22 protein-coding genes are annotated in these 24,895 nt (G+C 69.7%); 6 read left to right on the top strand and 16 right to left on the bottom strand.

Annotated elements, in window-relative coordinates:
• Together D7X30_RS06550 and D7X30_RS06545 are read right to left on the bottom strand one after the other, a co-directional pair.
• The gene (locus tag D7X30_RS06550) at positions 1-2,115 is read right to left on the bottom strand and encodes a catalase (RefSeq protein ID WP_120561985.1); all 2,115 of its coding nucleotides are present in this window, start codon (positions 2,113-2,115) and stop codon (positions 1-3) included.
• Between the two features lie 140 nt (positions 2,116-2,255).
• Positions 2,256-3,278 (bottom strand): NADP-dependent oxidoreductase, encoded by a 1,023-nt coding sequence (locus tag D7X30_RS06545; RefSeq protein WP_120561984.1) that lies wholly within the window; start codon positions 3,276-3,278, stop codon positions 2,256-2,258.
• Between the two features lie 196 nt (positions 3,279-3,474).
• Here D7X30_RS06545 and D7X30_RS06540 point away from each other — a divergent pair, with 196 nt between their 5' ends.
• On the top strand, positions 3,475-4,035 hold the full coding sequence (locus D7X30_RS06540; RefSeq protein ID WP_120562579.1) for a Uma2 family endonuclease: 561 nt from the start codon (positions 3,475-3,477) through the stop codon (positions 4,033-4,035).
• A gap of 96 nt (positions 4,036-4,131) precedes the next feature.
• The gene (locus tag D7X30_RS06535) at positions 4,132-5,310 is read left to right on the top strand and encodes a metallophosphoesterase (RefSeq protein WP_120561983.1); all 1,179 of its coding nucleotides are present in this window, start codon (positions 4,132-4,134) and stop codon (positions 5,308-5,310) included.
• On the opposite strand, the gene D7X30_RS06530 is transcribed toward D7X30_RS06535, so the two are convergent.
• The 7 genes from D7X30_RS06530 to D7X30_RS06495 all read right to left on the bottom strand — a co-directional run bounded on the left by D7X30_RS06530 (position 5,288) and on the right by D7X30_RS06495 (position 12,672).
• Positions 5,288-6,406, bottom strand: coding sequence for an alpha/beta fold hydrolase (locus tag D7X30_RS06530; RefSeq protein WP_233591426.1), 1,119 nt, complete (start codon positions 6,404-6,406; stop codon positions 5,288-5,290). The genes D7X30_RS06535 and D7X30_RS06530 overlap by 23 nt on opposite strands.
• Positions 6,407-6,520: 114 nt before the next feature.
• Positions 6,521-7,378 carry a hypothetical protein gene (locus D7X30_RS06520; protein ID WP_120561982.1) on the bottom strand — a complete coding sequence of 286 codons (858 nt, stop codon included), beginning with the start codon at positions 7,376-7,378 and terminating at the stop codon, positions 6,521-6,523.
• 139 nt (positions 7,379-7,517) lie between these two features.
• On the bottom strand, positions 7,518-8,408 hold the full coding sequence (locus tag D7X30_RS43550) for a hypothetical protein (protein WP_120561981.1): 891 nt from the start codon (positions 8,406-8,408) through the stop codon (positions 7,518-7,520).
• A complete protein-coding gene (locus D7X30_RS06510; RefSeq protein WP_233591425.1) occupies positions 8,405-8,677 on the bottom strand; it encodes a hypothetical protein in 273 nt (90 codons plus the stop codon). Before D7X30_RS06510 ends, D7X30_RS43550 begins: the two co-directional genes overlap by 4 nt.
• Positions 8,678-8,810: 133 nt before the next feature.
• Positions 8,811-9,167: a ribosome assembly RNA-binding protein YhbY gene (gene yhbY / locus D7X30_RS06505; protein ID WP_120561979.1), complete on the bottom strand. Its 357-nt coding sequence runs from the start codon at positions 9,165-9,167 to the stop codon at positions 8,811-8,813.
• 30 nt (positions 9,168-9,197) lie between these two features.
• A complete protein-coding gene (locus D7X30_RS06500) occupies positions 9,198-11,753 on the bottom strand; it encodes a DnaJ domain-containing protein (protein ID WP_120561978.1) in 2,556 nt (851 codons plus the stop codon).
• 106 nt (positions 11,754-11,859) lie between these two features.
• Positions 11,860-12,672: a hypothetical protein gene (locus D7X30_RS06495; RefSeq protein ID WP_120562577.1), complete on the bottom strand. Its 813-nt coding sequence runs from the start codon at positions 12,670-12,672 to the stop codon at positions 11,860-11,862.
• Positions 12,673-12,740: 68 nt separating this feature from the next.
• On the opposite strand from D7X30_RS06495, the gene D7X30_RS06490 reads away from it, so the two are divergent.
• On the top strand, positions 12,741-13,520 hold the full coding sequence (locus tag D7X30_RS06490) for a TSUP family transporter (RefSeq protein ID WP_199724193.1): 780 nt from the start codon (positions 12,741-12,743) through the stop codon (positions 13,518-13,520).
• A 21-nt stretch (positions 13,521-13,541) separates the two neighbouring features.
• Here D7X30_RS06490 and D7X30_RS06485 read toward each other — a convergent pair whose 3' ends face one another.
• The 4 genes from D7X30_RS06485 to D7X30_RS06470 form a co-directional block, all read right to left on the bottom strand.
• A complete protein-coding gene (locus D7X30_RS06485) occupies positions 13,542-13,781 on the bottom strand; it encodes a hypothetical protein (protein WP_120561976.1) in 240 nt (79 codons plus the stop codon).
• Between the two features lie 41 nt (positions 13,782-13,822).
• Entirely contained in the window at positions 13,823-15,340 is a 1,518-nt protein-coding gene (locus D7X30_RS06480; protein ID WP_120561975.1) for an acetyl/propionyl/methylcrotonyl-CoA carboxylase subunit alpha, read from the bottom strand.
• A 40-nt stretch (positions 15,341-15,380) separates the two neighbouring features.
• The gene (locus D7X30_RS06475; protein WP_120561974.1) at positions 15,381-15,995 is read right to left on the bottom strand and encodes a hypothetical protein; all 615 of its coding nucleotides are present in this window, start codon (positions 15,993-15,995) and stop codon (positions 15,381-15,383) included.
• Between the two features lie 131 nt (positions 15,996-16,126).
• Entirely contained in the window at positions 16,127-17,689 is a 1,563-nt protein-coding gene (locus D7X30_RS06470; RefSeq protein ID WP_120561973.1) for an acyl-CoA carboxylase subunit beta, read from the bottom strand.
• A 210-nt stretch (positions 17,690-17,899) separates the two neighbouring features.
• Here D7X30_RS06470 and D7X30_RS42665 point away from each other — a divergent pair, with 210 nt between their 5' ends.
• Both D7X30_RS42665 and D7X30_RS06460 read left to right on the top strand, forming a co-directional pair.
• Positions 17,900-19,006, top strand: coding sequence for a site-2 protease family protein (locus D7X30_RS42665; protein WP_304984684.1), 1,107 nt, complete (start codon positions 17,900-17,902; stop codon positions 19,004-19,006).
• 63 nt (positions 19,007-19,069) lie between these two features.
• The gene (locus D7X30_RS06460; RefSeq protein WP_120561971.1) at positions 19,070-19,537 is read left to right on the top strand and encodes a hypothetical protein; all 468 of its coding nucleotides are present in this window, start codon (positions 19,070-19,072) and stop codon (positions 19,535-19,537) included.
• A 54-nt stretch (positions 19,538-19,591) separates the two neighbouring features.
• Here D7X30_RS06460 and D7X30_RS06455 read toward each other — a convergent pair whose 3' ends face one another.
• Genes D7X30_RS06455 through D7X30_RS06445 form a run of 3 tightly spaced genes read right to left on the bottom strand, consistent with a single transcriptional unit; the run spans position 19,592 to position 24,460 of the window.
• Positions 19,592-20,923 (bottom strand): hypothetical protein, encoded by a 1,332-nt coding sequence (locus D7X30_RS06455; protein ID WP_120561970.1) that lies wholly within the window; start codon positions 20,921-20,923, stop codon positions 19,592-19,594.
• Positions 20,920-23,097, bottom strand: coding sequence for a hypothetical protein (locus D7X30_RS06450; protein WP_120561969.1), 2,178 nt, complete (start codon positions 23,095-23,097; stop codon positions 20,920-20,922). The genes D7X30_RS06455 and D7X30_RS06450 overlap by 4 nt, the downstream gene beginning before the upstream one ends.
• On the bottom strand, positions 23,087-24,460 hold the full coding sequence (locus tag D7X30_RS06445) for a hypothetical protein (RefSeq protein WP_120561968.1): 1,374 nt from the start codon (positions 24,458-24,460) through the stop codon (positions 23,087-23,089). The genes D7X30_RS06450 and D7X30_RS06445 overlap by 11 nt, the downstream gene beginning before the upstream one ends.
• Before the next feature lie 150 nt (positions 24,461-24,610).
• Between D7X30_RS06445 and D7X30_RS06440 the strand changes: the two genes are divergently transcribed.
• Positions 24,611-24,895, top strand: coding sequence for a hypothetical protein (locus tag D7X30_RS06440; RefSeq protein ID WP_120562576.1), 285 nt, complete (start codon positions 24,611-24,613; stop codon positions 24,893-24,895).

Genomic DNA, 24,895 nt, shown 5'->3' with positions numbered 1-24,895 from the left:
TCAGGCCGGGACGCGGTCGTTGTCCTTGCGGTCCCAGTGCCGGTGCTTCGCGAGCGCCTTCGCGAACGCGGTGGCCAGCGCCGCGCCGGCTCCGGCCTTGGAGCCCGCGACGACGCCGGGCGAGGCCGGGTCGATTTCACAGGCCTTGAGCAGCTCCTCCGCGTCCTTGGACGCGCCCACCGTCTTGCAGTGTCGGTAGGCCTCCTGCACGAAGTGGCGCGACTCGCCGTCCTTCTTCAGCGTGGCCACGCTCGTGGCGCCGCCGGGGATGAAGACGCCGTCGTACTCCACGGAGGCCGTGGTCATGGCGCTCTTGTCCACCGGCACGTCCTTGCCGTTGGAGGCCTTCACCGTGCCCAGGCGCTTGGCGATGACCTTCAGCTGCGCGCCCCCTGCCTCCAGCTCCTTGCGCAGCGCCATCAGCTCGTCCGCGTCCACGCCATCCGCGACGAGCACGCCAATCTTCCGCGTCTTGATGGACGGCGGCATGGCCAGCTTCATCGCCTCCATGCTCAGGGCCTTGGACGCGGGAGGACCCTTGGGCGTGACGGGCGTGGCCTTGGGGGCGGGCAGGCCCAGCCCCTCCGCCACGGCGGACACCAGCAGGGCGTCGATCTTCGCGAAGTGCTCCAGCACGCGCTCCTGGATGGCCTTCGTCTCCACCTTGCCCAGCTCGAAGCGGCACGCGTCGATGAGGTGCTGCTGCTCCGGTTCGGACAGGCTGCGGAAGAAGAGGCCCGCCTGGCTGTAGTGGTCGTTGAAGGAGGCGGAGCGCTCGCGCACCTTCTTCCCGCTCACCTGCTCCGGGTGGTGCACGTAACCGCCCTGCTGCTGGGAGGCGAGGAACGGGCAGCCACCGCCCAGCGAGTTGGGGAAGTAGTTGGCGCGGCCCACGTTGCTCGTGTGCCGGCCGAAGCCGTCCTGCTGGTGGTTGTGCACCGGCGCCACCGGGCGGTTGATGGGGATCTCCGCGAAGTTCGGCCCGCCCAGGCGCGTCAGCTGCGTGTCCAGGTACGAGAAGAGCCGCGCCTGCATCAGCGGATCATCCGTGAAGTCGATGCCCGGCACGATGTTGGACACGCAGAAGGCGACCTGCTCCGTCTCCGCGAAGAAGTTGGTCGGGTTGCGGTTGAGCGTGAGCTTGCCCACCGGCTGCACCGGGACAAGCTCCTCCGGGATGAGCTTGGTCGCGTCCAGCAGGTCCACGCCCAGGGCCTGCGCGTCCTTCTCCTCCAGGATTTGAACGCCCAGCTCGTACTCGGGGAAGTCGCCCTGCTCGATGGCCTCGAAGAGGTCGCGGCGGTGGAAGTCCGGGTCCTTGCCGGCCAGCTTCTGCGCTTCATCCCAGACGAGCGAGTGCGTGCCCAGGAGCGGCTTCCAGTGGAACTTCACGAAGCGCGCGGTGTTCTTCTCGTCCACGAAGCGGAAGGTGTGGACGCCGAAGCCCTGCATCATCCGGAAGCTGCGCGGGATGGCGCGGTCGGACATGGTCCACATGACCATGTGCATGGTTTCCGGGACGAGCGACACGAAGTCCCAGAAGGAGTCATGCGCCGTCTGCGCCTGGGGAATCTCGTGGTGGGGCCCCGGCTTGGCGGCGTGGATGATGTCCGGGAACTTGATGCCGTCCTGGATGAAGAAGACGGGGATGTTGTTGCCCACCAGGTCGAAGTTGCCTTCCTCCGTGTAGAACTTCACCGCGAAGCCGCGCACGTCGCGCACGGTGTCCGCGGAGCCGCGCGAGCCCGCGACGGTGGAGAAGCGCACGAACACGGGCGTCTTCTTGGACGGGTCCTGGAGGAACTTCGCGCGGGTGTACTTCGCTTGGGATTCGTACACCTGGAAGTAGCCGTGGGCGCCCGCGCCGCGCGCGTGGACGACGCGCTCGGGGATGCGCTCATGGTCGAAGCGGGTGAGCTTCTCGCGGAGGTGGAAGTCCTCCAGGAGCGTGGGGCCGCGGGCGCCAATCCTGAGCGAATCGTCGGTGTGCTCGACGCGGATGCCCTGGTCCGTGGTGAGGAAGTTGCCCGTGGGCTCCGAACGGTCCCGCGCGAGCTGCTGGTCCTTGCTCTTCTCATCCACGCGTACCGCGTCCGGCTGTTTCTGTGAGGTCACCGCACCGCCTCCTTCAAGGGGCGTGCAGGGTGCCGGACGCGGTGGACGCCGCACGTCTTGTGTCCCGCGTCTGGGAGGTGCAGGACGCAAGGCGGCGGCGGTGTCCGGTGGCGGTCGTTCGCGGCGTTGGCCAGCGAGCGTCAGGCGTCCTTCGCCAGGCGCACCAGCATCTTGCCGGTGTTGTCCCCGCGCAGCAGGCCGATGAAGGCGTCGGGGGCCTTGTCCAGGCCGTCCACGATGGTGGAGACGTCCTGGACCTTGCCCTCGCGCAGCCACTGGCCCACGTCGCGCAGGAAGTCCGCCCGGCGGTCCGCGTGGTCGGAGACGATGTAGCCCTGGAGCGTGAGGCGCTTGCCCACGGCGAGCATCAGGTTGCGGGGGCCGGGCGAGGGGGCGGTGGCGTTGTACCCGGAGATGGCGCCACACAGGACGAGGCGGCCGTGGTTCTTCATCAGGCCGATGGCGGCCTCCAGGTGGTCGCCGCCCACGTTGTCGAAGTAGACGTCGATGCCGTCCGGGCAGGCCTTCGCCAGGGACTCGGCGATGGGCGCGGTCTTGTAGTTGATGGCGGCGTCGAACTTCAGGTCGTCGCGGAGGTGCTTCACCTTCGCGTCCGAGCCGGCGCTGCCCACCACGCGGCAGCCCTGGATGCGCGCAATCTGGCCCACGACGCCGCCCACGGCGCCCGCGGCGGCGGACACGAAGACGGTGTCGCCAGCCTTCGGCTTGCCGATGTCGAGCAGGCCCACGTACGCCGTCATGCCCGGCATGCCGAGCACTCCGAGGTACGCGGAGAGCGGGCCCACGGACGGGTCGGCCTTCTGGTAGTGCTTCGCGGGGGCGACGGCGTATTCGCGCCAGCCGCCGGTGCCGGCGACGACGAAGTCCCCTTCCTTGAAGTCCGGCGAGCGCGAGCGGATCACCTGGCCCACACTGCCGCCGTCCATGACCTCGCCCAGCTTGAAGGGCGGGACGTAGGACTTCGCGTCGTTCATGCGGCCGCGCATGTACGGATCCACGGACATGAAGTGGTTGCGCACGAGGAGCTGGCCTTCGGCGGGTTCCGGGACGGAGACCGTGGCGAACTCGAAGTTGTCCGGCGTGGGTTCACCGTGCGGGCGGGACTTCAGGCGGATTTCACGTCCCTGGAGCGGCGTGGCCATGAGGGGGCCTTTCGTGAAGGGGATGGATGCGCGGGCCTCTTAACCGCCGCGTGGATGCGCAGCAGGGAATTGGACGGGGAATCCGAGGAAGATGTGTAGGGTAGGACGTTGGACGTGTGTCCTGTCATGTCGGACAGGCGTGCTACCTCCCGGCGTCATGGATAGAGTGATGGGCGGCGAGGAATGGGGAGACGTGATGGGAAAGAAGCCAGCGACCTACGCGGACCTGGAGGCGCTTCCCGAGCATGTCGTGGGGGAGCTCGTCGCAGGGGAGCTGTATGCAAGCCCACGGCCGACAGCGAGGCATGCATCCGCGGCCATTCGACTCAGCAGCGAACTTGTAGGGGCCTTCCAGCGGGGACGTGGTGGGCCCGGTGGATGGGTGTTCCTGGGCGAGCAGGAACTGCACCTCCATCAAGATGTCCTGGTTCCAGACCTCGCGGGCTGGAGGTTGGAACGGATGCCCGATGTTCTCGAAACAGCAGCGACGTCTCTCGCTCCGGACTGGGTCTGCGAGGTGCTGTCTCCATCCACCCGGAAGCTGGATCGCGAGGCGAAACTGCCCGTCTACGCGCGCGAGGGCGTGCGGCATGTCTGGTTGATGGATCCGCAGACACGCACGCTGGAGGTGTTCAGGCTGAAGGATGGAAGGTACGAAGCCCTGCTCACGCACACCGGCGTTGCTCCCGTGCGGGCGGAGCCCTTCGATGCGGTGGAGCTGGACCTCGCGTTCATCTGGGGCCGCACGATGAGCTGACGCAGTCGTTCGCTTCCTGGCGCTGATGCTCCCGGGGCGGCCGGCCGAGCACGGATTCAGGTGCGCTTGGGCTCAATGCGCGGGAGGCTTGCTCCCATGCCGCTGTCTCCGTTCTCGCTCCTCATCGCGCTGGGTGCCGTGCTCGGGCACCTGTACCTGTTCCGGCGGCTTGTGTGGAATCTCACGTCCCGCCGTGGGCCCCGGATTGTCGCCGCGCTCGTGCTGGGCTTCATGACGCTGGTGCTGATTGCGCGGCGGTATCTCCAGCGCACGCTTCCCGAGGCTCCTGGCGACGTCGTGGAGCTGGTGTCCTATTCGTGGATGGGGGTGGCGCTGTGCCTGGTGCTCGCGCTCGCGGGAGTCGACCTGGGACGCGCGGTGCTCGCTTTGGGACGCCGGCTTCGTCCCACCGTCACCGCTCCCTCCGCGCCCTCCGTGGATGCCGAACGGCGGCGCTTCCTGTCGCAGGCGACCGCGGGTGGGGCTCTTGCCTTGGGTGGGGGACTGGCGGGGTATGGGAGCTGGCGCGCGTTCACCGTCCCGGAGGTCACGGAGGTGGTGGTTCGCATTCCGAAGCTGCCCCGCTCGCTGGACGGCTTCAGCATCGTGCAGCTCACCGACCTGCACGTGGGCCCCTTCATCCAGCGGCGCTTCATGGACGAGCTCGTGCGGCGGGCCAATGCGCTCAAGCCGGACCTGGTCGCCATCACCGGTGACATGGTGGATGGCACCGTGCCCCGCCTGGGCGGCTTCGTCGCGGCGCTCGGCAACCTCCATGCTCGCTACGGGAGCTTCTTCGTCACCGGCAACCATGACTATTCGTCCGGCGCGGAGGACTGGGTGGCGCACCTGGGCTCGCTGGGCATTCCTTCACTGCGCAACCGGCACGTGCGCATTGGCGACGCGGGCGGCGCGTTCGACCTGGTGGGCGTGGATGACTGGCACGGCGGCCGGCGCCTGAGACAGAAGGGCTATGACCTGGACCTGGCGCTCGCGGGCCGGGACCCCGAGCGCGCCGCGGTGCTGCTTGCGCACCAGCCCGCCAACTTCAAGGTGGCCGCGGAGCGTGGCGTGGACCTTCAAATCTCCGGTCACACCCATGGCGGCCAGCTCTTCCCCATGACCGCGCTCATCGGGCTGAACTGGGAGCACTCCGCCGGTCACTACCGGCACGGCGATTCACACATCTACGTCAGCCGGGGCTGCGGCTTCTGGGGGCCCCCCATGCGGCTGGGCAGCCCCCCGGAGCTGGTCAAGCTGGTGCTGACTTCGTGAGGAACGCGTCCAGCGCGGCGTTCACCGCGTCCGGATGGTCCAGTTGGATCCAATGTCCGGCGCCCTCCACCACCTGGTGCGCCACGCCTTCCCCCAACCGGTGGAGGCTGTGCGGCGTGTCGTTGTCCGGCGCGACGAGTGAGAACTTCGGCCCCGGGTAGCGCGCGAGCGCCGCCGTCAGGTCGAAGCGCAGGCTGGAGCGCTGCACGGCCGTCACGGCGGACAGCGGTGTGGCGTCCAGGTCCGCCAGCAGCCGCTCGCGCACGTCCGCGCGCGGCCCCGCCATCTGCGCCCAGTCCTGCCGCACCGCCTGCGCCACGTCCGGCGCGTCCAGCGAGGCGAGGTACGCGGCCACCTGCTCCTCGGGATGACTGCGCGCGTCCGTCATCGGATCCACCAGGAACAGGCCCGCCACCTGCCGGGGATTCTCCCCCGCGTACGCCAGCGTCACGCCCCCGCTGATGCTGTGCCCCACCAGCACGAAGCGGCGCAGCCCCAGCGCTCGCACGACCGCGGAGATGTCCCCGGCGAGCGACTCCAGCGTGTAGTCCTCCGGCTCCGGAACGGTGGAGCCCCCGTGGCCGCGCAGCTCCAGCGCGATGCCTCGGCGGCCCTGGCGGGCCAGGTGCTCCAGCTGCGCCTGCCAGTGGGACGCGTTGCCCGCGAGCCCATGCACGAAGACGACGGGCAATGCCTTCCCGCCACCGCCGGTGTCCACCAGCCGCAGGTCGCCCGCGGGCCCCGCCACCCGGAAGTCGTCGAAGCGGATCCGCTGGGATTCGAAGGCCTGTCCTTCCGCGAAGGGGACCTCGTAGTGGGTGACGTGCAGGTCCCGGTCGATGAGGTAGCGGTCGTCCTCCGGGAAGAAGATGGCGCGCTCCGGCGAGTCCCCCGCGAAGCGCTTCACCGCGTCCATGGACTCCCAGAGGGTGACGAGGAGGAACTCCGCGCGCCCGTCCGCCACCTTGCGCAGACAGTACGCGGCCAGGTTGCCCGGCGTGCGCCGGTAGTGCGTGAGGCCCGTCTGGTGGAGATAGGCGAGGTAGGCGTCGGCGTCCTCCGCCTTCGTCACTCCGCGCCAGGTGCGTGCGAGCATTCCAGGTTCCTCGTGCCGGAAAAGGATGGAGCCGCGCATGTAGCGCGCCCGGTGGGAGGACGGCCACCTCTCGCTGGCCCGGGCGTGGGCGGGACGACACCTGGCTCGGGGGATTCAGCGCGGCGCGGGCGTCGCGGTGCTCGTGGCGCCGAACGCGGGCGGTGAGGCGTTCAGCGGTCCTACCGCGTAGGTGCCGTCGTAGCCGTCCGGGTCCTCCGCCTTCTTCTGGAGCGTGATGCCCGCGGCCTGCGCTTCGCCCCGGCTTCGCAGGGGCTGCTGGCCACAGGTGTCCGCCGTCATGCCCCGGCAGATCCACGCGGAGCCCCCGGCGTTCGCCAGGTCGAGCGACACCAGCCCGGGCTCCGCTTCGAGCAACCGGTGCGTCATGAACTGGAGCTTCTCGTCCCAGGGCGCGCCCACGTCGCGGCGCGCGTGCAGGTTGCCCACGAGCACGATGAAGGTGTCCCCGCGCGCTTCGCTCCGCGCCTGACGGAGCTGCGCCGCCATCGTGTCGTCGCGGTCCTTGCCACCCGCGTCGAAGGCCACCACCCGCAGCGGCAGCCCCGAGTGCCTCAACTCCCTCGCGCGCTCCAGCAGCTGTCGCATGGCTCCGCTGCTGCGGCCGTCCTGCACCTCGCGACGCCAGAAGGCACTGTCGGGAGGTCCCTCTGCATCGCCCGCGATGAACGCGTCCAGGCGCGCCTGCTCCTCCACCGGGAGCTCCAACGCCAGCCGCACCGGCTGTCCCGCCGCCGCCGCGTGACACGCCAGCCGCGCCGCGAAGGCCGGAGCCTCCTGCGTGCCGTGAATCTCTCCCAGCACGACGAAGGCCGCGGGCTTGAGCACCGCCTCCATGCCGGGAATCACCGGACCGCAGTCCGCCTTCGCGGGTGCCGCCGGTGCTTCTCGCGCGGTCCGGCACCCCGCCAGGAGACAGGTGGCCAACAGCAGGGACGTGGGGGAAAGGCGCATGGGCGTGGAGCCTCCTGGGAGGAGAACGGGAAGCCCCAGTCTCCTCCAGCCCCGCGCCCCTGGAAACACGACGGCCCGCCCCGGAAGACGGAGCGGGCCGGTGGTGGCTTCGTGCGTCAGCTCGACGCGACGGGCCGTGTCAGGCGGTGGGGATGACGACGCCCGGGCTCGACTGGCGCTGGGACGACACGAGCGCCGAGCGCTGCAACCACCCGGCGAGCCCCAGCATCGCGAGCCCCGAGGTGCGCAGCGTGCGCAACAGCTCCACCGCTTCCGTGGGACTGCCGGGCAGCAGCGGCGCCAGCCACTCGCGCGCGTCGTAGAAGAGCCACACCGCGCCGGACATGCCCATGGTCCACCACACCCAGGCGAGCCGCCCACCGCGCAGCATGTACGCGACGCGGAGGATGGGCGCGACGAGCAGGATGGTCGTCATGTCCGCCAGCGTGGACGCCAGCGCGATGACCGCCGTGCACGTGGCCGCGAAGCCCTGGCCCAGGTTCCCCACCGCCGCGACGAGCGCCGGCCCACCCACCGCCAGCGCCGCCACCGCCGCCACCGCCCACAGGAGCGACGCGCGCGGACTGGGCGGCGGCTGGAGACCGGACTGCTTGTAGGTGCGCGCCAGCAGCACCAGCGCGAACGGGGTGCACACGTTCGCCAGCACCACCACGCCCATGCGCACGGGCAACAGCGGCGACTCCGTGAACGGCACGTCCGGCACCGCGTGCATCCAGTAGCTGCGCAGGGCCGTGCTGATGAGCGACAGCGCCGCGCCCGCCGTCAGCAGGCCCCACACGCGGCGCAGGTAGTCCCCCGCGCCGAAGGACAGCGCCGCCGCCGCCGTGCCCGCCACCGCGAGCAGGCCCACCGTCCAGCCCGCCACGTCACCCGCCAGCGCCAGCCGGGGCGCGTCCTGGAGCGACGTGGCCACCGCGGCCAGGTGCACCCCCTGGAGCATCGCGACGGCGCCCAGCCACGGCGCCATCCGCTTGAAGGCGCGACCCGAGGAAGAACGGGGGGCGTTCATCGCAGCTTCTCCATGGCCTTCGAAAGCTCCGTGAGGGTGTTCGTCGTGCGCACCGCGCCGATGAAGACGTTGAGCATGGGCTTGAGGCCCTCCAGCACCAGCGGCACGTCCTGCAGGCTCACCTGTTCCGGTGGACGCTTCAGGACCCGCAACGCGGCGGTGTGGATGGCCATCTTCGCGGTGAAGTCACCCAGGAGCGGCTCCAGGTGATGCATCAGCACGTCGTGCCAGCCGGGGGAGGCTGACGGGGAGGACGGGGAAGTCTGCACGTCACCTCCGCGGGGGGGAAGACCCCCAGCGTAGGGACATTTCGAACCCGGTACGAGGGTTCGACTGCTCCCGAACCCGCAGAAAGTGCGCGGGTGGGCCTGAATTCCCCGTGACCCCGGGAAAACGCTGCGGCTAACGGCGGCGCGGCTTCTTCTCTTCGTCCGGCTTGGGGGCCGGGCGGGGCTCATGCGGGCCCTTGAGGATGTCCTCGAAGCGGGACTTCTGCTTGCGGCGCTTGAAGAAGAGGGCGGTGCGGCCCAGGAGCTGCGCGAGCTCCGAGCCGGTGGCCTCGGCGATGCTGTCGGCGCCTTCGTGGCGGCCTTCCGGGCCTTCGTTGATCTTCACCTTGATGAGCTCGTGGTCGTTCAGCGCCTGCTCGATGGCGGCGATGACGCCCTCGGTGACGCCGGACGAGCCGACGATGACCACCGGCTCCAGGTGGTGGCCGAGGGCCCGCAGGTGGCGGCGTTCTTTCCCGGTGAGGGGCATGGGGGGTGTCTCCTTGAAAAGGCGCGCACCCTACTTCTTTTGCGACGCCATGCGGACCTCTCGCATCGCATCGATGTGGTCCGGTTGCAGCTCGACCGTCCGCTTGAAGTGCTTGAGGGCTCCGGTCGCGTCGCCGCACAGCTTGGCGATGACGCCCAGGAAGTAGTGGGCGGGGGCGCACCGTTCGTTGCGCTTGATGGCGCCCTGGATTTCGCGGAAGGCCTCCGGCTGGGCGGCCTTCTTGTCTGGAGAGGCGAGGAAGCGCGCGTAGCCCCGCCAGGCGAAGAACTCGGGTTCCTCGGCGTTGAGGGCGATGGCGTCGGTGAGCATCTTCACGGCTTCCGGGTACTTGCGCGCCTTCACCAGGATGCAGGACTTCTGGAAGAGCTCCTCCGCCTGGAGGATGGCCTGGATGTCCACGCCGTCGCCGCCGCCGCTCTTGAGCTCCTCGATGTAGGCCGCGCGGCTCTTGTCGTCGGAGAGGGCTCGGTAGGCGTCACCGATGTACGCGAACACCTCCGCCTTGAGCTTCTCCAGCTCCGGCGGGGCGCCCTGGGGCAGGGTGTCCGGGTGGTAGAGCTTGGCCAGGCGGAAGTAGGCGATCTTCACCGCGCTGCCTTCGGTCTGTTCGGTGAGGCCCAGCCGCTGGAAGTGGTTCTGGCCCTTCATGGTCGCGGCGAGCTGGCGCAGCGCGGGCAGTTCGTCCGAACCGGGGGCGGGACCCGAAGCGGCCGGGGCCGCCGGAGCGGCGACGACGGGCGGAGCGGGTCGGGCGGCACCGGGACCCGCTACGGGAGCGGCACCGGCGGGAGCACCTGGGGGACGCGCACCGGGGCCCGCGGTGGGAGCGGCTCCGGCGGGGGCTCCCGGGGGACGCGCACCCGGACGCGCGGCACCGGGCCCCGCCACGGGGGCGGCACCGGCGGGGCGGGGCGCGGCACCCGGACCGGCGACGGGCGCACCGGGCGCGGCACCCGGACCCGCGACGGGCGCACCGGGTCTGGCTCCGGCGCTCGCGGCGACAGGCGCACCGGGAGCGGCACCCGGACCCGCGACGGGCGCACCGGGTCTGGCTCCGGCGCTCGCGGCGGCAGGCGCGCCGGGCGCGGCGCCCGGACCCGCGACGGGCGCACCCGGACCCGTGGCTCCAGGTCCCACGGTGGGCACGGTGCCGGACGGACGGGTTGGCGCCCCAGGTCCCACGGTGGGCACGGTGCCGGACGGACGGGTCGGGTTGCCCGGGCCCGCCGTGGGCGCGGCTCCGGGGGCTCGGGGCGCTGCTCCTGGCGCGGCGGCGGCAGGGCCGGAGGCCGGAGGCGGCGGCGCTGTCTGCGCGCGCGAGGCCGCCGCGAAGGAGACGCCGTTCAGCTCCTTCAACAGGAACGCCACGCGCAGCAGGTGCTCCGCGTCCTGCGGCACGTCCTGGAGCAGCTGCCCCAGCGAGCGCACCCCGTCGATGAAGGAGAGCGCGCGGACCTCGTGCGGCGTCAGGCGCAGCTCGCTGGAGGCCACCCGGCCCCCGGACTTCATGATGGGCATGGGCAGCACGAAGGCCAGCCGCCGCTTGAGGTCCGCCGTCGGCATGCGCCGCACCTGGTCGCTGAGCAGCGCCCAGCGATTGCCCAGCGGCATCGCCTTCTGCGCGGGCAGGTCCCGCGCCTCGAAGGTGAACGTCCCGGACTCCGCCCGCAGCGCCTTGCCCAGGATGCCCAGCGCCCGCTGCGACAGCTGCGTGAACGCCGTCGCCGGCTGGAGCAGCCCCAACCCGAACAGCGCCGCGAGCAGGTCGCCTCCGAAGCGCTCCTTGGAACCCTCCGCCTGCTGGAGCTGCTCCGCCGTCAGGAGCCGCGCGCCCATCAGCGACACGCCCAGCGCGTCCTCCGCGTGCGACGAGTCCACGTGCTCCGGACTGCCCTTGCGGAAGTGGATCGACAGCGTGCGGTCCGAAAGCCCCAGCGTCAGCAGTCCCGTCTGCTCGCCCGCGGCGATGCGCCCATAGAGCTGCAGGGGCGAGCACTGCTGGAGCTGCCCCTGCGGCGGCACCGTGTTGGTCCCGTCATCCGCCGGTGCCTGCGGTGCCTGCGGAGCCGCCGCGGCCGGAGCCGCTCCCGCCGGACGGGCCGCCGCGACCGGAGGACCCGGAGGCCGCGCGGCCGCGACAGGACGTCCCGCCGCATCGACGGGCGGACGCACGGCTCCAGGCCCGGGCCGCATCGCGCCAGGGCCCGCCATGGGCATGGCACCAGGACCCGCGGTGGGGGCCGCTCCAGGGCCGGCCATGGGCACGGCGGCCGGACCCGAGACGGGCGCGGCGGCAGGGCCGGGCGGAGGCGGAGCGATGGCGGCGGGCGTGGATTGCAGCAGCGACGCGGGCGCGCCGTCTCCCCACAGCTCACGAGGGAACGCGTCCCGCACCTCCGGGAAGCGCCACGGGAAGGCGAACTGCAGGCCATCGCTGGAGACCTGGAGCTTGCCCTGGATGGAGCCGCTGTCGATGAGCAGCTCGATGGTCGCGCCCGTCAGGGGCCCCCAGGTGGTGCCCCGATCGTTCCGCACCCAGTACTGCCGGACCTCGCCCTCCGCCATGTGCCGTCCTGCTCCCACTCCCTCGACCACCGGGAGGATGGAATTTTATCGCCGCCCGTGCCCGCGTCCAAGCAGACGACCGCACACGAGCGGCCGGGCGGGCGTTTCAGGGCGTGGCGCCCTCCATCGCCGCCAGCCCCACGCTGGCCAGACACGCCGCGTCCGCCTGCTGCTCGGCGGGCGGGTCGAAGCAGTACACCTCGCTGTCGAAGACCTTGCAGATGCCCGCCGGGGTCCCCGCGCACGCCACCTTGCCGTACGCCGTGGTGCAGTTGTAGCCGCACACCGGGCCCGTCTCGCTCAGCTTGCACTGGGGCGCCGGCAGGCCCTTGCCCCACGCGCAGACCGCCGCGGGCGACGGGTCGAAGCAGGTGATGTGGCCGTTCTGCGCCTTGCACACACCCAGGGGCGTCTTCGCGCAGCGCACCCCTTCGGAGGCGTTCACGCAGTTGAATCCGCACGCCATCTGCACGCCGTTGCTGACGCACTGCGCGCGCGGCACCTGCCGGCCGAACACCGCGAACACCGCGGCGGGCGGGTCGAAGCACGTCACGTTGCCGCCCTGGCTGCGGCAAACACCCGCGGGCGTCTTCGCGCACTGCACCTTGCCGAAGTCCGTGACGCAGCCGTACCCGCAGCCCACCACCCCGTCGATGGTCTTGCACTCCGAGTCCGGCAGCGCGGCGCCGTATGCCTTCACCACGTACGCCGGCGGGTCGAAACAGGTGGCCTGCCCGTCGATGACGGTACAGCGGCCCTGGAGCGACTGGGCGCACCGCACGCGCTGTCCATCCGACTTGCACGCGTAGCCACAGGACACGTGTCCGTCGATGGAGCGGCACGTGGCGGTGGTCGCGTCAGGCTGCGAGGGCGGCGCGGCGAGCGTCAGCGCCAGCACGGTCATCAGGGTCGCGAGCATGGACCCCATTGACCCCCAAGCTTCGACCTCGCGCAAGTAAGGGTGATAAGCGGGGCGCCATCGTGGACATGGACGTCAGCGCAGTGCAGCTGGTGCTGTTGTGTGTCGCCGCGCTGAGCGCGGGCTTCGTGGACGCCATCGCGGGGGGCGGCGGGCTCATCAGCCTGCCCGCGCTCCTGGCGGCGGGCCTGCCCGCGCACGTGGCGCTGGGCACCAACAAGGGCCAGTCCGTGTTCGGCTCGGGCGCGGCGATGGTGCGCTTCGCGCGCGCGGGGTTGGTGGATTGGAAGCTGGCCCGCGCGACGTTCCCCTTCGGACTGATGGGCGCGTTCGGCGGCGCGGCGCTGGTGCTGCTGCTCAAGCCGGAGGTGCTCAAGCCGCTGGTGCTGGTGCTGCTCATCGCGGTGGCGGTGTTCCTCGCCTTCCGCCGCGCGCCGCCGAAGCGCGACGGTGTGGAGCCCTCACCCCGGCCGCGCGCGCAGGCCATCGGCGCGCTCATCGCGCTCTGCATCGGCACCTATGACGGCTTCTTCGGTCCGGGCACGGGCACCTTTCTCATCGTGGCGTTCTCGTCGCTCTTGGGCCACGGCCTGGCGCGCGCGTCCGCGGACGCGAAGGTGGTGAACTTCGCCTCCAACCTGGCGTCGGTGACGCTCTTCACGCTCCGGGGCGTGGTGCTGTGGAAGGTGGCGCTGCCCATGGCCGCCGCGCAGTTCACCGGCGCGTGGCTGGGCGCGCACGTGGCGGTGAAGGGCGGCGACCGGGTGGTGCGCGTCGTGGTGCTCTGCGTGGTGGCCGCGCTGGTGCTCAAGCTGGGACACGACGTGTGGCAGGGCTGGGCGGCCTGAGAGGCGCGCGCCGGCCCGTCTTCAGCCGATGTGCACGAGCAGGCACAGGCCGCGCTTCGCCACGGCGGCGGTGAACTTCTGGAGCTCCACGAAGTAGGACTGGCCGTCCACCAGGAGCGACAGCGTGCCCTGGTCCACGGACAGCGCGTCCACCTGGAACGTCTTGCCGTTCACCGTGAGCCGGTAGCGGTCCTGGCCCAGCGACTCCAGGTCCACCGGCACCGCTTCCTTCTGGCCCTGCTGCTTCGTGAAGTAACGCATGCGGAAAGGTCCCTTCCGAAAGGCTTGCGGGAGGAAGAAGGTCAGCGGCGGCGGCTCTTCAACGCCAGACGCCACGGGCTGATGCGGCCATTGGCGTCACCGCCACCACTGCGCGACGGCAGCGTCTTCGCGCGCTTCTGGTCGCGCTGGAAGGCGTGCAGCGTGCTCGCGAGCAGCGCCACCTCGCTGAGCTTGGAGTCCTCCTCGCCCAAGAGCGCCGTGTGATGGCGGGTGAGGAAGCTGGTGTCGTAGTCCCCGCCCACGAACTCCGGGTGGGACAGGATGCCGTGCAGGTAGCGGATGTTGGTGGTGATGCCCTTCACCACGTACTCGGACAGCGCGCGCTTGGCCCGCGCGATGGCCTCCTCGCGCGTGGCGCCCCATACGGACAGCTTGGAGATCATGGGGTCGTAGTAGTTGGGCACCGTGAAGCCCGCGAACACGCCCGAGTCGTCGCGCACGTTCGGGCCGCTCGGCACGCGCAGCGCGTGAATCTTCCCGGGGCTGGGCATGAAGTTGCGCGCCGGGTCCTCCGCGTACACGCGCACTTCGATGGCGTGACCGCGCGGCGTGGGAGCCTCGAAGAGGGGGAGCTTCTCACCCTCCGCGGCCCTGATCTGCATGGCCACCAGGTCCAGGCCGGTGACCCACTCCGTCACCGGGTGCTCCACCTGGAGGCGGGTGTTCATCTCCAGGAAGTAGAAGTTGCGGTGCACGTCCACCAGGAACTCCACCGTCCCGGCGCCCACGTAGTTGACGGCCTTGGCCGCCTTCACCGCGACCTCGCCCATCTTCGCGCGCAGCTCCGGCGTGAGGATGGGGCTGGGCGTCTCCTCCACCACCTTCTGGTGACGGCGCTGCGCGGAGCACTCGCGCTCGTTCAGGTGGATGGTGTTGCCGTACTGGTCGGCGAACACCTGGATCTCCACGTGGTGAGGCTTCTCCAGGTACTTCTCGATGTAGACCGCGTCGTTGCCGAAGGCGTTGAGCGCCTCGCTCTTGGCGGAGCGCCACGCGGAGTCGAAGTCGCCCAGGCCCTCCACGCGGCGCATGCCCTTGCCGCCACCACCGCCAGCGGCCTTGAGCATGATGGGGAAGCCAATCTGCTGCGCGTACTCGCGCGCTTCCTCGATGGTGCCGATGGGCTCGGTGGTGCCGGGCACGACGGGCACGCCCGCCTTGATCATGTTGGCGCGGGCGCGGGTCTTCTCGCCCATGGCGTCCATGGCGGCGGCCGGCGGGCCGATGAAGGTGATGCCGGCCTTCTCGCAGGCGCGCACGAAGGACGCGTTCTCGGAGAGGAAGCCGTAGCCGGGGTGGATGGCGTCCGCGCCGGACTCCTTCGCGACCTCCAGGATGCGCTCCTGCACGAGGTAGCTCTCGCGCGAGGGCGGGGGTCCGACGAAGTAGGCCTGGTCGGCGGTGCGCACGTGCAGCGCGGAGCGGTCTGCTTCGGAGTACACCGCCACCGTGGCGATGCCGAGGTCCTTGCAGGTGCGCATCACCCGGATGGCGATCTCGCCGCGGTTGGCGACGAGCACTTTGCGGATCTTGGGCATGGGCGCCCGTCTAGCATGGGGCGCCCGGGATTGCCCGCCTCTACTTGCGCAGGTTCAGGTACTCATCCATCAGCTGCTTCGCCTGGGCGAGCTTCGCCTCCACGAAGCGGTCGTCCTCGTCCGGCTCCGGGGGAGGAGCGGGGTGCGAGGGGGCCTCCACGGCCTTGCCATCCGGCCCGAAGTCCACCGCGGCCGCCAGCAGGTTGCGCGCGGCATTCCCGCTGAAGAGGCGGGCCAGCGCCGTCGTCTCCACGTCCAGCCAGCGCGCGGCCTGGCGCAGGACGTCCAGGTACTCGCCCTCCATGGCGCGGGGCGGGCGGCTGGGGGCGGCCATGCAGACGCGTGCGTAGCTGTGCTCCCGGTCCACGTACATGCCCATGGAGCGGTCGCGGAAGTCCCGGGAGAGCGCCTGCGTCATGGCGTCCACGTGCTCCTCGGGGGAGGACACCTTGCCGGACGTCTTGCCGGAGACGAGGGGAATCTCCGCCACGTGCCAGCCACTGTCGGCCAGCGACTCTGGACGGGGCTCCACCCACTTCACTTCGGGACACGGGAGGTCGAGTCCCTCGCACACGCCCTTGAGCGTCTGACGCAGAGCGGTGAGGTTTCCTTCGACGTCGGAGAGGAAGAGAACGAGTCGGCGCTGCTGGGACACGTGGGGGGCTCCTTGAGTGGCCCCGTGAAAGCCCCGGCGTTACCTGAGAATTTCCGGAAGTCGCCAAGCCCGCCTGCCCCCCAGGCGACGGGGGACCTGCGGGCGGCTCCAGAACTTCTTGGGGACTACTTCTACAGCGGGATGTTGCCGTGCTTGCGGGGCGGGTTCTCCTGCCGCTTGTCCTTGAGCATCTCCAGCGCGCGGATGACCTTGGCGCGGGTCTCTTCCGGACGGATGACCTCGTCGATGTAGCCCAGCTCCGCCGCCTTGAACGGGTTGGCGAACTTCTCGCGGTAGTCGTCCGTGAGCTTCTTGCGCTCGGCGTTGGCGTCCTGGGCCTTGAGCAGCTCGTTGCGGAAGATGATGTTCACCGCGCCTTCGGGGCCCATCACGGCGATTTCCGCGGTGGGGTAGGCGTAGTTGATGTCCGCGCGGATGTGCTTGGACGCCATGACGTCGTACGCGCCGCCGTAGGCCTTGCGGGTGATGAGGGTGATCTTCGGGACGGTGGCTTCCGCGTACGCGTAGAGCAGCTTGGCGCCGTGGGTGATGATGCCGCCCCACTCCTGGTCGGTGCCGGGGAGGAAGCCGGGCACGTCCACCAGGGTGAGCAGGGGGATGTTGAAGCAGTCGCAGAAGCGCACGAAGCGCGCGGCCTTCACGCTGGCGTCGATGTCCAGGCAGCCGGCGAGCACCGCGGGCTGGTTGGCGACGATGCCCACGCTCTTGCCGTTCATGCGCGCGAAGCCGACGACGATGTTCTTCGCGAAGTGCTCCTGCACCTCGAAGAAGTGCTTGGAGTCCACGATGGCGCGGATGATCTCCTTGATGTCGTAGGGCTTGTTCGGGTTCGCCGGGACAATGGACTTGAGCGACTCCTCGGCGCGGAACGGGTCGTCCTCACACGGCTGCGCGGGCGGGTCCTCCTGGTTGTTGGAGGGCAGGAACGAGAGCAGCTCGCGCGTCATGGCGATGGCGGCCTGTTCGTTCTCCGCGGCGAAGTGGGCCACGCCGGACTTCTGGTTGTGCGTGAGCGCGCCGCCCAGGGACTCCTTGGAGACCTCTTCGTGCGTCACCGTCTTGATGACGTCCGGGCCGGTGATGAACATGTACGACGTGTCCTTCACCATCATGATGAAGTCCGTGATGGCGGGCGAGTACACCGCGCCGCCCGCGCACGGCCCCAGGATGAGCGAAATCTGGGGGACGACGCCGGACGCCAGCGTGTTGCGCAGGAAGATGTCCGCGTAGCCGGCCAGGCTCTCCACGCCTTCCTGGATGCGCGCGCCGCCGGAGTCGTTGAGCCCGATGACGGGCGCGCCCACGCGGGTGGCCAGGTCCATGATCTTGCAGATCTTCTGGGCGTAGGCGCCGGACAGCGAGCCGCCGAAGACGGTGAAGTCCTGGGCGAAGACGAACACCTGGCGGCCTTCCACGGTGCCGTAGCCGGTGACGACGCCGTCGCCGAGGATCTTCTTGTCGCCCATGCCGAAGTCATGGCTGCGGTGGGTGACGAACTTGTCCAGCTCGCTGAAGGAGCCGGGGTCGAGCAGCAGGTCGATGCGCTCGCGGGCCGTGAGCTTGCCGGCCTCGTGCTGCTTGGCGATGCGGTCGGCGCCGCCGCCCTGCTCGGCCTGCTGCTCCATCTGCTGGAGCCGTGCGCGCAAGGGATCGTTCTCGGGGGTCGTGGCCATGGGGGGCCGCTCTAACACGATTGGAAGTCGCTGGCAGCGCTTCCCTTGCTCCTGGAGGGGTGGGCGAACGGCCTGGCCCCATGTGCATGGGACGGGAACGGGACGGAAGTTCAGGATTTCCGACACCGCGTCTTCCCGCGGAGGCGGCGGGTAGGGAGGCTGGCGATGCGTGCGAGGCCGGGAGCACTGCAGGTGGGCTCATTCCGGGGGGTGCCCATCCGGGTCCACGTGTCCCTGCTGGTGGCGTTGCCGCTCCTGGCGCTGTCGTTCGGCGGGGCGCTCCAGCGGGCGGCGGAGACAGCGGACGTGCCGCCGGGCGCGCTGGGCGGGCACCCGTGGGCGTGGGGGCTGGCGGTGGCGGTGGGGCTGTTCGTGTCGGTGCTGCTGCACGAGATGGCGCACACCTTCTATGCGCTGCGGCATGGCGGCCAGGTGCACGGCATCACGCTGATGATCATCGGAGGCGTGTCGGAGCTGGCGGAGGTGCCCAAGCGTCCCCGGGACGAGGCGTTGATGGCGCTGGTGGGGCCGCTGACGAGCCTGGGGCTGGCGGCGTTCCTGGGCGCGCTGACGTGGGTGGTGCACGGCCTGGGGATGTTTCAGGTGCAGTTCGCGTTCTTCACGCTGGCGATGCTCAACGCGGTGCTGGGGGGCTTCAACCTGTTGCCGGCGTTCCCCATGGACGGGGGCCGCATCGTGCGCGCGGCGCTGACGCCCCGGCTGGGAGTGGTGCGGGCCACGCGGGTGGCGGCGGGGCTGGGGCGGGTGTTCGCGGTGATGTTCGGCGTGTGGGGGCTGGTGACGCTGAATCCGTTCACGCTGGTGGTGGCGTTCTTCGTGCTGATGGGCGCGGAAGGGGAGTCGCGGCAGGTGCGGATGAAGGCGCTACTGGAGCGCGTGCAGGTGGAGGCGCTGATGACGCCGCGGATGGTGGGCGTGGACCTGGACCTGTCCATGCAGGACGCGCACTGGGCGCTGCGGCACGAGCACGTGAACATGTTGCCGGTGACGAGCACGGGGCGGCCGGTGGGGCGGGTGACGTGGGTGGCGGTGCAGGCGGTGCCGGAGGCGCAGCGCGGAAGCTACGTGGTGCGTGACGCGATGGAGGACGGAGTGGTGGCGGACCTGCGCGAGGATGGATGGGCGGCGCTCCGGAGGATGGCGGAGGCGCGCGTGCCCATGGCCGCGGTGGTGGATGAGGACGGGCTGCTTGCGGGGACGCTGGACTGGAATGACATCCAACGGGGGCTGGCGCGCGCGGAGGAGGCGGAGCGCCAGCGGTCGCGGACGGGGTGGCCTCGCGAGCGGACGGCGTAGGACTCCAGGTGAATAGGTTCCCTCCGGCCACGTCGGGATGGGTGTCTCCCACAAGGAAGCCCCATGAAGAGCCTGCTGGTTGGAATGATGTTGGCGTCGACGCTGGGTGCCGGTCCCTCGAAGACGGTGGAGCTGGTGGGCACGGTGCACAGTGAGGACATCGGCAACCAGAGCTCCAGCCGAGCCACGTGGCTGCCCACGCAGCCCAAGCGCATCGAGCAGTTCGAGTTCCACCTGAAGCGCCCCATGAAGGCCGTGCAGCTGGAGTACCAGTGCCACCTCCAGGACATCGGTGATTCGGGGTGGCTGCCCGAGGGCACGCCCTGCGGAACACAAGGCGAGTCACGGCGCCTGGAGGCCTTCGGCATCCGGCTGCGCGGCGAGGGGGCGCATCTGTACACCGTGCGCTACTGGTGCAAGGTGGAGGGCATGGCGCGCCCCATGGGGCCGCTCATGGACGGCGCGATGTGCGGCACCACGGGCGAGAGCCGCAAGCTGTTGGGCATGCAGGTGGAGCTGGTGCGCAAGTAGCCGCGCTCAGGTCGTTGCTCGCCAGCCGATGGCCGGGAAGCGCTCATGTCCAAGTCAGGGGCGGTACCGCTCTGCCTCCCGGAAGAACCGGGTGAGCGAGTAGTCCAGCAGCGCCTGGCGGGACTGCATGTATCGGCGGGCACGGAGGAAGGGCAGCCAGACGCGCTTGCCGACTTGCACCTGGGACTCCTCGAGCTTCTTGCGCGGCACCCACGTCCCGCCCAGCCGCCGCACCAGCATGCCGCCGAGATAGGCCCCCACGGCCGGTGCGGTGTGCGCGTCGATGAGGTCGCGCTTGTACCGCTCCGGGAAGTTCTCTCTCCAGAAGTAGAAGTCGAGGTCCGTGAGGGACTCGGGCATCTCATCCATGAGGGAGGCCACCTGGGGATGCAGCGCCGCCACGAGGCTTTCCGACAGGTCGCCGTAGGATCCGTGGACGCGCTCCGGGTTCTCCACGTCCGCTGGCAGGGCGGCCGGTAGCCACTCCTCCGGCTCGGGTGGCTGGAAGGCATTGAGCTCAGCGATCTTCTGCTGCCGCTCGCTGATGGGGAACGCGTCCGGCAGCCGCGAAAGAAGCGGCGCCAGGTCCGGGTGGAATCGAGGTTCCACCGGAGCAAGCGCGGCGCTGCGCTCTCGCAAGGTGCGCAGCACCGTGCCGAAGTCGAGGTCCGGCCTCAGGTGAACATGGGCACGGGCCTGTGCCACGCGTGCTTCCTCACTGGCGAAGTCGGCGGCGGTGGGCCACATCACCAGGAGGACGGAGCCGTTGGGGAGCTCTTCCACACGATGAGCTGGAGTCGAAAGCATTCGCTCGCGGCCTACGGTCTCCACCAACTTCGGACCGAAGACATTGAGCCAGAACAGTTCATAGACTTTATCGAATCCGTCTCTACGAGAGATTCTCTCATCGCGGCGGAAGTACGGCGCTCCAGAAAGTTGCCGATCCGCCATGCCGTGAGCCATGGCATAGGTGACCGGGAAGTGCAGAGCCCACGCTCTGACCATCTCAACAAACTCTTGGCAACGCTCCGTCCGCGCAAAGAAAGACAGTGGTTGGATGACAACCGAGATACCCAATTCGGAAGGATGAGCGCCGCCGAGGTTGAGCGTCATATCCAACGCGGGATGGCTCGTACGGTACAGCCCGAGGGATACACTCCTGGCCTTGTCCTCTTCCGCGAGTGCTTTTGAAATCGCTGCGCGGGAGTATTTCCGCCGCCGCTTTCCCTCGACAACATCCGGCATCCATTCGCCCGCATACGTCTCAAGCGCTTGTAGGAAGGGCTCCAATTGTGGTTCGAGAGCGACTCGCTCGTCGAATGAGCCTTCGACGGACAATCGCAGGCGATCCTCCGCGCGCAGCTCATGGAACTCCAGGATCTTCATTGGAACTGCACCTCCACACCCGTGACGTCGCTCTCAGCATTCCTCACAGCGCGATCAAGCGCATCAAGATCTTGGGGCTTGAACTTCCCTCCCTCATAGATGACTCGAACTCTCTGAACGTGCGCATCCTGCACGAGCCCAGGCCGACGGATGGCCAACGTCTCCCCGTAATACCGAAGTGCCTCGCTCGCATCCGCGATCAACTGAGCTTGGAGAGGCCGCTCCTTCAGCGATGAAAGGTCCCTGCTCTTGAAGCTGAACGTCTCCACACGAGGCGGCTGGCCGGCAGGTGGGCGCTCCTCGATGACGAGCACGTCCGCGAAGCGCAGGTCCGCCTTCGCCACTCCCACATGCGTCTCGATTCGGGGTTGGGTGAAGTCCTTGAGCCACCGTCGCTGCGCCCGCGGGAGGGCCGCATCCGCCTCCAAGATGGAGGCCATGGTCTGCTCGAAGGCCAGTCCGCGGGCATAACAGGTGCGCATCTCCTGGTAGCCCGCCCACTTCAGGGGACCCTCGGCGGTCTCACCGTTCAGGAGCTCCTTGAGCCGCCGCCCTCGATAAGCGACGTAGTCGCGCCAGAGCCCTGCACCCTCCTCGACCCCAGGAGGCGGAGCATCCAGCTTGGGGGACAGCTGCTTCAGTACCTTCACGTCCTTGGGCAGGCGCGGGCCCAAGGCTTCCAACTCCGCCTGGAGCAGCTTGGCCTCCGCAGCGGACACGCTGGCGTCCCGCGCCAGGAGGGATGAACCGCCACCCCTCTTCCCAGCAACGCCCCGCGTTGCGGCGGACCCAGCGGACTCGCGACGGGCCTCCGCCAGCATCGCCTGCGCCTTCGCTGGGTTGCCGCGTGCCTCGGACAGCGCCAGCAGCCCCGCCTCGCCCCACTCGGCGGCCACCAGGGCACCCTCGCGGCTCGCCTGGAGATAGCGGAGCAGGTCGCGAGCGGCGGTGACGCCCAGTTGCTCTTCCAGGCGCCCCATCAGCGCCTTCACACCGTCCAGGTCCAACGCCGGCATCTGGAGCCGTCGCAGCCCTCCTCGCGCCTCCACCAGGGCCCGTGCGCCCTTGCCTCCGGCGTACAGCGCCACGGCCAGCGCGGCTGGCGCCAGCTCACGGCTTGCCTGCTCGTACTTACCCTGCGCCAGTGAGTACGCCCCGTGCCCCGTCCCCGCCACCAGATGGTAGAAGCCCAGCGGCACACCGAAGGTCAGCTGATCAAAGGCCCCGGCCGAAACGCTTCCCGGCGAGTAGTGCCGCTCCATCAACGCCTTCTGCACTTCGTCGAGGGCCGCCTGATAGGGCGGTGGAAGCTGGCTGCGCTTCGCCATCATGAGGTCCGCGTACCGGGCCTCACCACTCATGGCGGTACTGGAAAGCATGTCCCGGCCAGCACGCCCCAGGCCGCGCAGCACGTCATTGGCCTGCTCTCTGCGCTCTGGGAAGTCCTCCAGTGTCAGGCCACGCCGCTTCAACTCCTCGCGGACGGTGGCCATGCTCCCCAGTGCCTCCCCCAGTTGCTTGTCGCGCGCCAGGAGTTGCACCACTCCTCGCAGCTCGTCGTCGAAGGAGGAGTGGAGGACGAAGAGGGCGAACACCTCGGCATGGGGGCTGCCGTACTGCTCGGTGGCCGTGACGAGAAAGGCCGCGCGCTTGCGGCCGAGGACTTCCGACGCCTGCGCGTCGAGCGGCCCCAGGGCACCCAGCCGCACTGCATCCCAGTCCTCCAGCGACTCCACCAGCGAGGCCATCTCCACCCCACGCTGCATGGTCACGAATTCCGCGGGCGAGGCACATGCCAGGAAGGGTTCGAGCACCTCCTGGCTGGAGTCCAGGTGGGGCCAGCCCGAGGGCACTGCCGTGCCACCACAGGCGATAACCCGGCCGCCGGCCATCGCCTTCGGGTCCGGTGCACCCGCACCCTCGCCTTCCCCCAGCAGGGGCTCGCGTCGACGGAGTAGGAGCGCATCCGTGCTCTCCACGGCTGAGGCTGACTCCTCCCCCTGTGACGCACCGCCCGCCGTACTCCGCAGCGCCTGGGCTGAAACGGAGAAGGGCCTGGAGGCCAAGGTGGCACCATGATCGGGCCGGGTTGGCAGCGAGGCGCAGCCGGCAGTGAGCATCGCCGTCGCCAACAGCAGGCCTACGCCTTTGCGTAGCAGACGCTCAGCGCACATTGTCCACCCCCACACCCACGGCAGCGAAGGCACCCGGCCGCAGCGTCCCCTCCGCCTCCGGGTAGAGCACGGTGCCTCCCTGTCCCACCGCGTACAGTTTCCCCCCGAGGAAGCGCCACCGGGCCTCTCCCGCGACGAGGTAGCGCGCACCCAACTCGCCCATCCCCACCGCGAGCCCTGCCACAGCCACCGTGAAGTCCCTGTGGAAGAGCTGCACCTCCAGGCGCCCGTCCATGTCCACACGGCCCCAGGTGAAGGCCTCCGCGCCCAGGGTGAGGCGAAAATGTCGCTTTGCCAGGACGCCCAGTCGCTCCTTGTCCCAGCTCAGAATCACCTCGCCGTAGGCCGAGTACCCGTCCGGAAAGGACGCGTGTGCCAACGGCAGGGCGGACGGGCCCGCGACCTGGAAGCGCGCCAGTTCGTAGTCAGGGCCAAAGGCCCCCTGCCGAAAGCCTCCGCGCTGCATGCGCCCCTCCAGGCGCGCCCGCAGGTCCATTGTTGGCGACACCGACTCCACGCCCAGGCCGGCGACCGCGCCCCATGTGCCTCCCTCTCCTGGACGTCCACCCCAACCACCCAGCAGGTGCAATTCGAAGCCACCGTCCTGGCTCCCGCTCTTCAACACGATGGCCGTGCCATCCAGGTGCGCCAACGTCATCGGCTCAGAAGCGCCGCCGGCCTTCCCCCAGTCATGCACCGCGGACAGGGACACCATGTAACGCGAGGAGTGTAGAGGCCGGCCGGAGAGGACGTACTGCAGGTCCAGCTCGACTTCCGCTCCGGCCAGACGTGCGCCCAACACGTCCGAGGCGAAGGCCTCCGCGTACACCGGGCCCAGCGTACCCGTCACCACCGCTCCGGCTGGGTGGTAGTCAGGGTTGCCTCGGTTGTTGTAGCGGCGCACCAGATGTCCGGACAGCAGGGTGTAGGACTCCAGGGTGCCCATCCACAACGAGTTCGGTGCGTCACCTCCCACCGTGAGAATGCGCACCACCTGCCCCCAGTCGGACAGCGTGTCCCAGTCCTCCTTTCTCACGAAGCCGCCTCCGGCTCCGCCACCCCACAACCGCAGCCGCACCGGAGCTCCCAGGTTGAGGTGGAAGGTCCCCCGTCTGGCCACCACCACCTTGGGCTCCAGTTGCACGAAGCCTTCGTCTCCACCCACGCCGTTGTTGGGCAGGAGCGTCAGAGACGTGGCTTCCATGCGCAGCAGGCTCACCCACTGCGAGTTCGAGACAGGGTCCGCAGGTGAAGAAGGAGCCTCCGCCTCTTCGGAGTCCTGCGGGATGACCACCTCCTGCGCCCAGCCTGCCCCGGACAACAGCCCCAGCAGCATGGCGACAAGGCTCCAACGCATGAACATCGACGCCTTCTGTGAGAGGCCCCGCCAGGGGCGAAAAATACAGAGAGTCGCTGCCCGGTCTGACAGGACGCCGGCCCACGGGTGAATGCATTGAGTCGAGCGCCGCCGCTAGCCTGGCGTCTGGTCGGGTGTCTCCCACAAGGAAGCCCCATGAAGGCCGTGCAGTTGGAGTATCAGTGCCACCTCCAGGACATCGGTGATTCGGGGTGGCTGCCCGAGGGCGCGCCGTGCGGAACGCAGGGCGAGTCACGACGCCTGGAGTCCTTCGGCATCCGGCTGCGCGGGGAAGGGGCGCATCTGTACACCGTGCGCTACTGGTGCAAGGTGGAGGGCATGGCGCGCCCCATGGGGCCGCTCATGGACGGCGCGATGTGCGGCACCACGGGCGAGAGCCGCAAGCTGTTGGGCATGCAGGTGGAGCTGGTGCGCAAGTAG

This window comes from Corallococcus sp. AB011P (assembly GCF_003611605.1).
Taxonomy (GTDB): Bacteria; Myxococcota; Myxococcia; order Myxococcales; family Myxococcaceae; genus Corallococcus; species Corallococcus coralloides.
The sequence above is the reverse complement of the archived record's forward strand: the minus strand, read 5'-3'. Positions and strand labels throughout refer to the sequence as shown.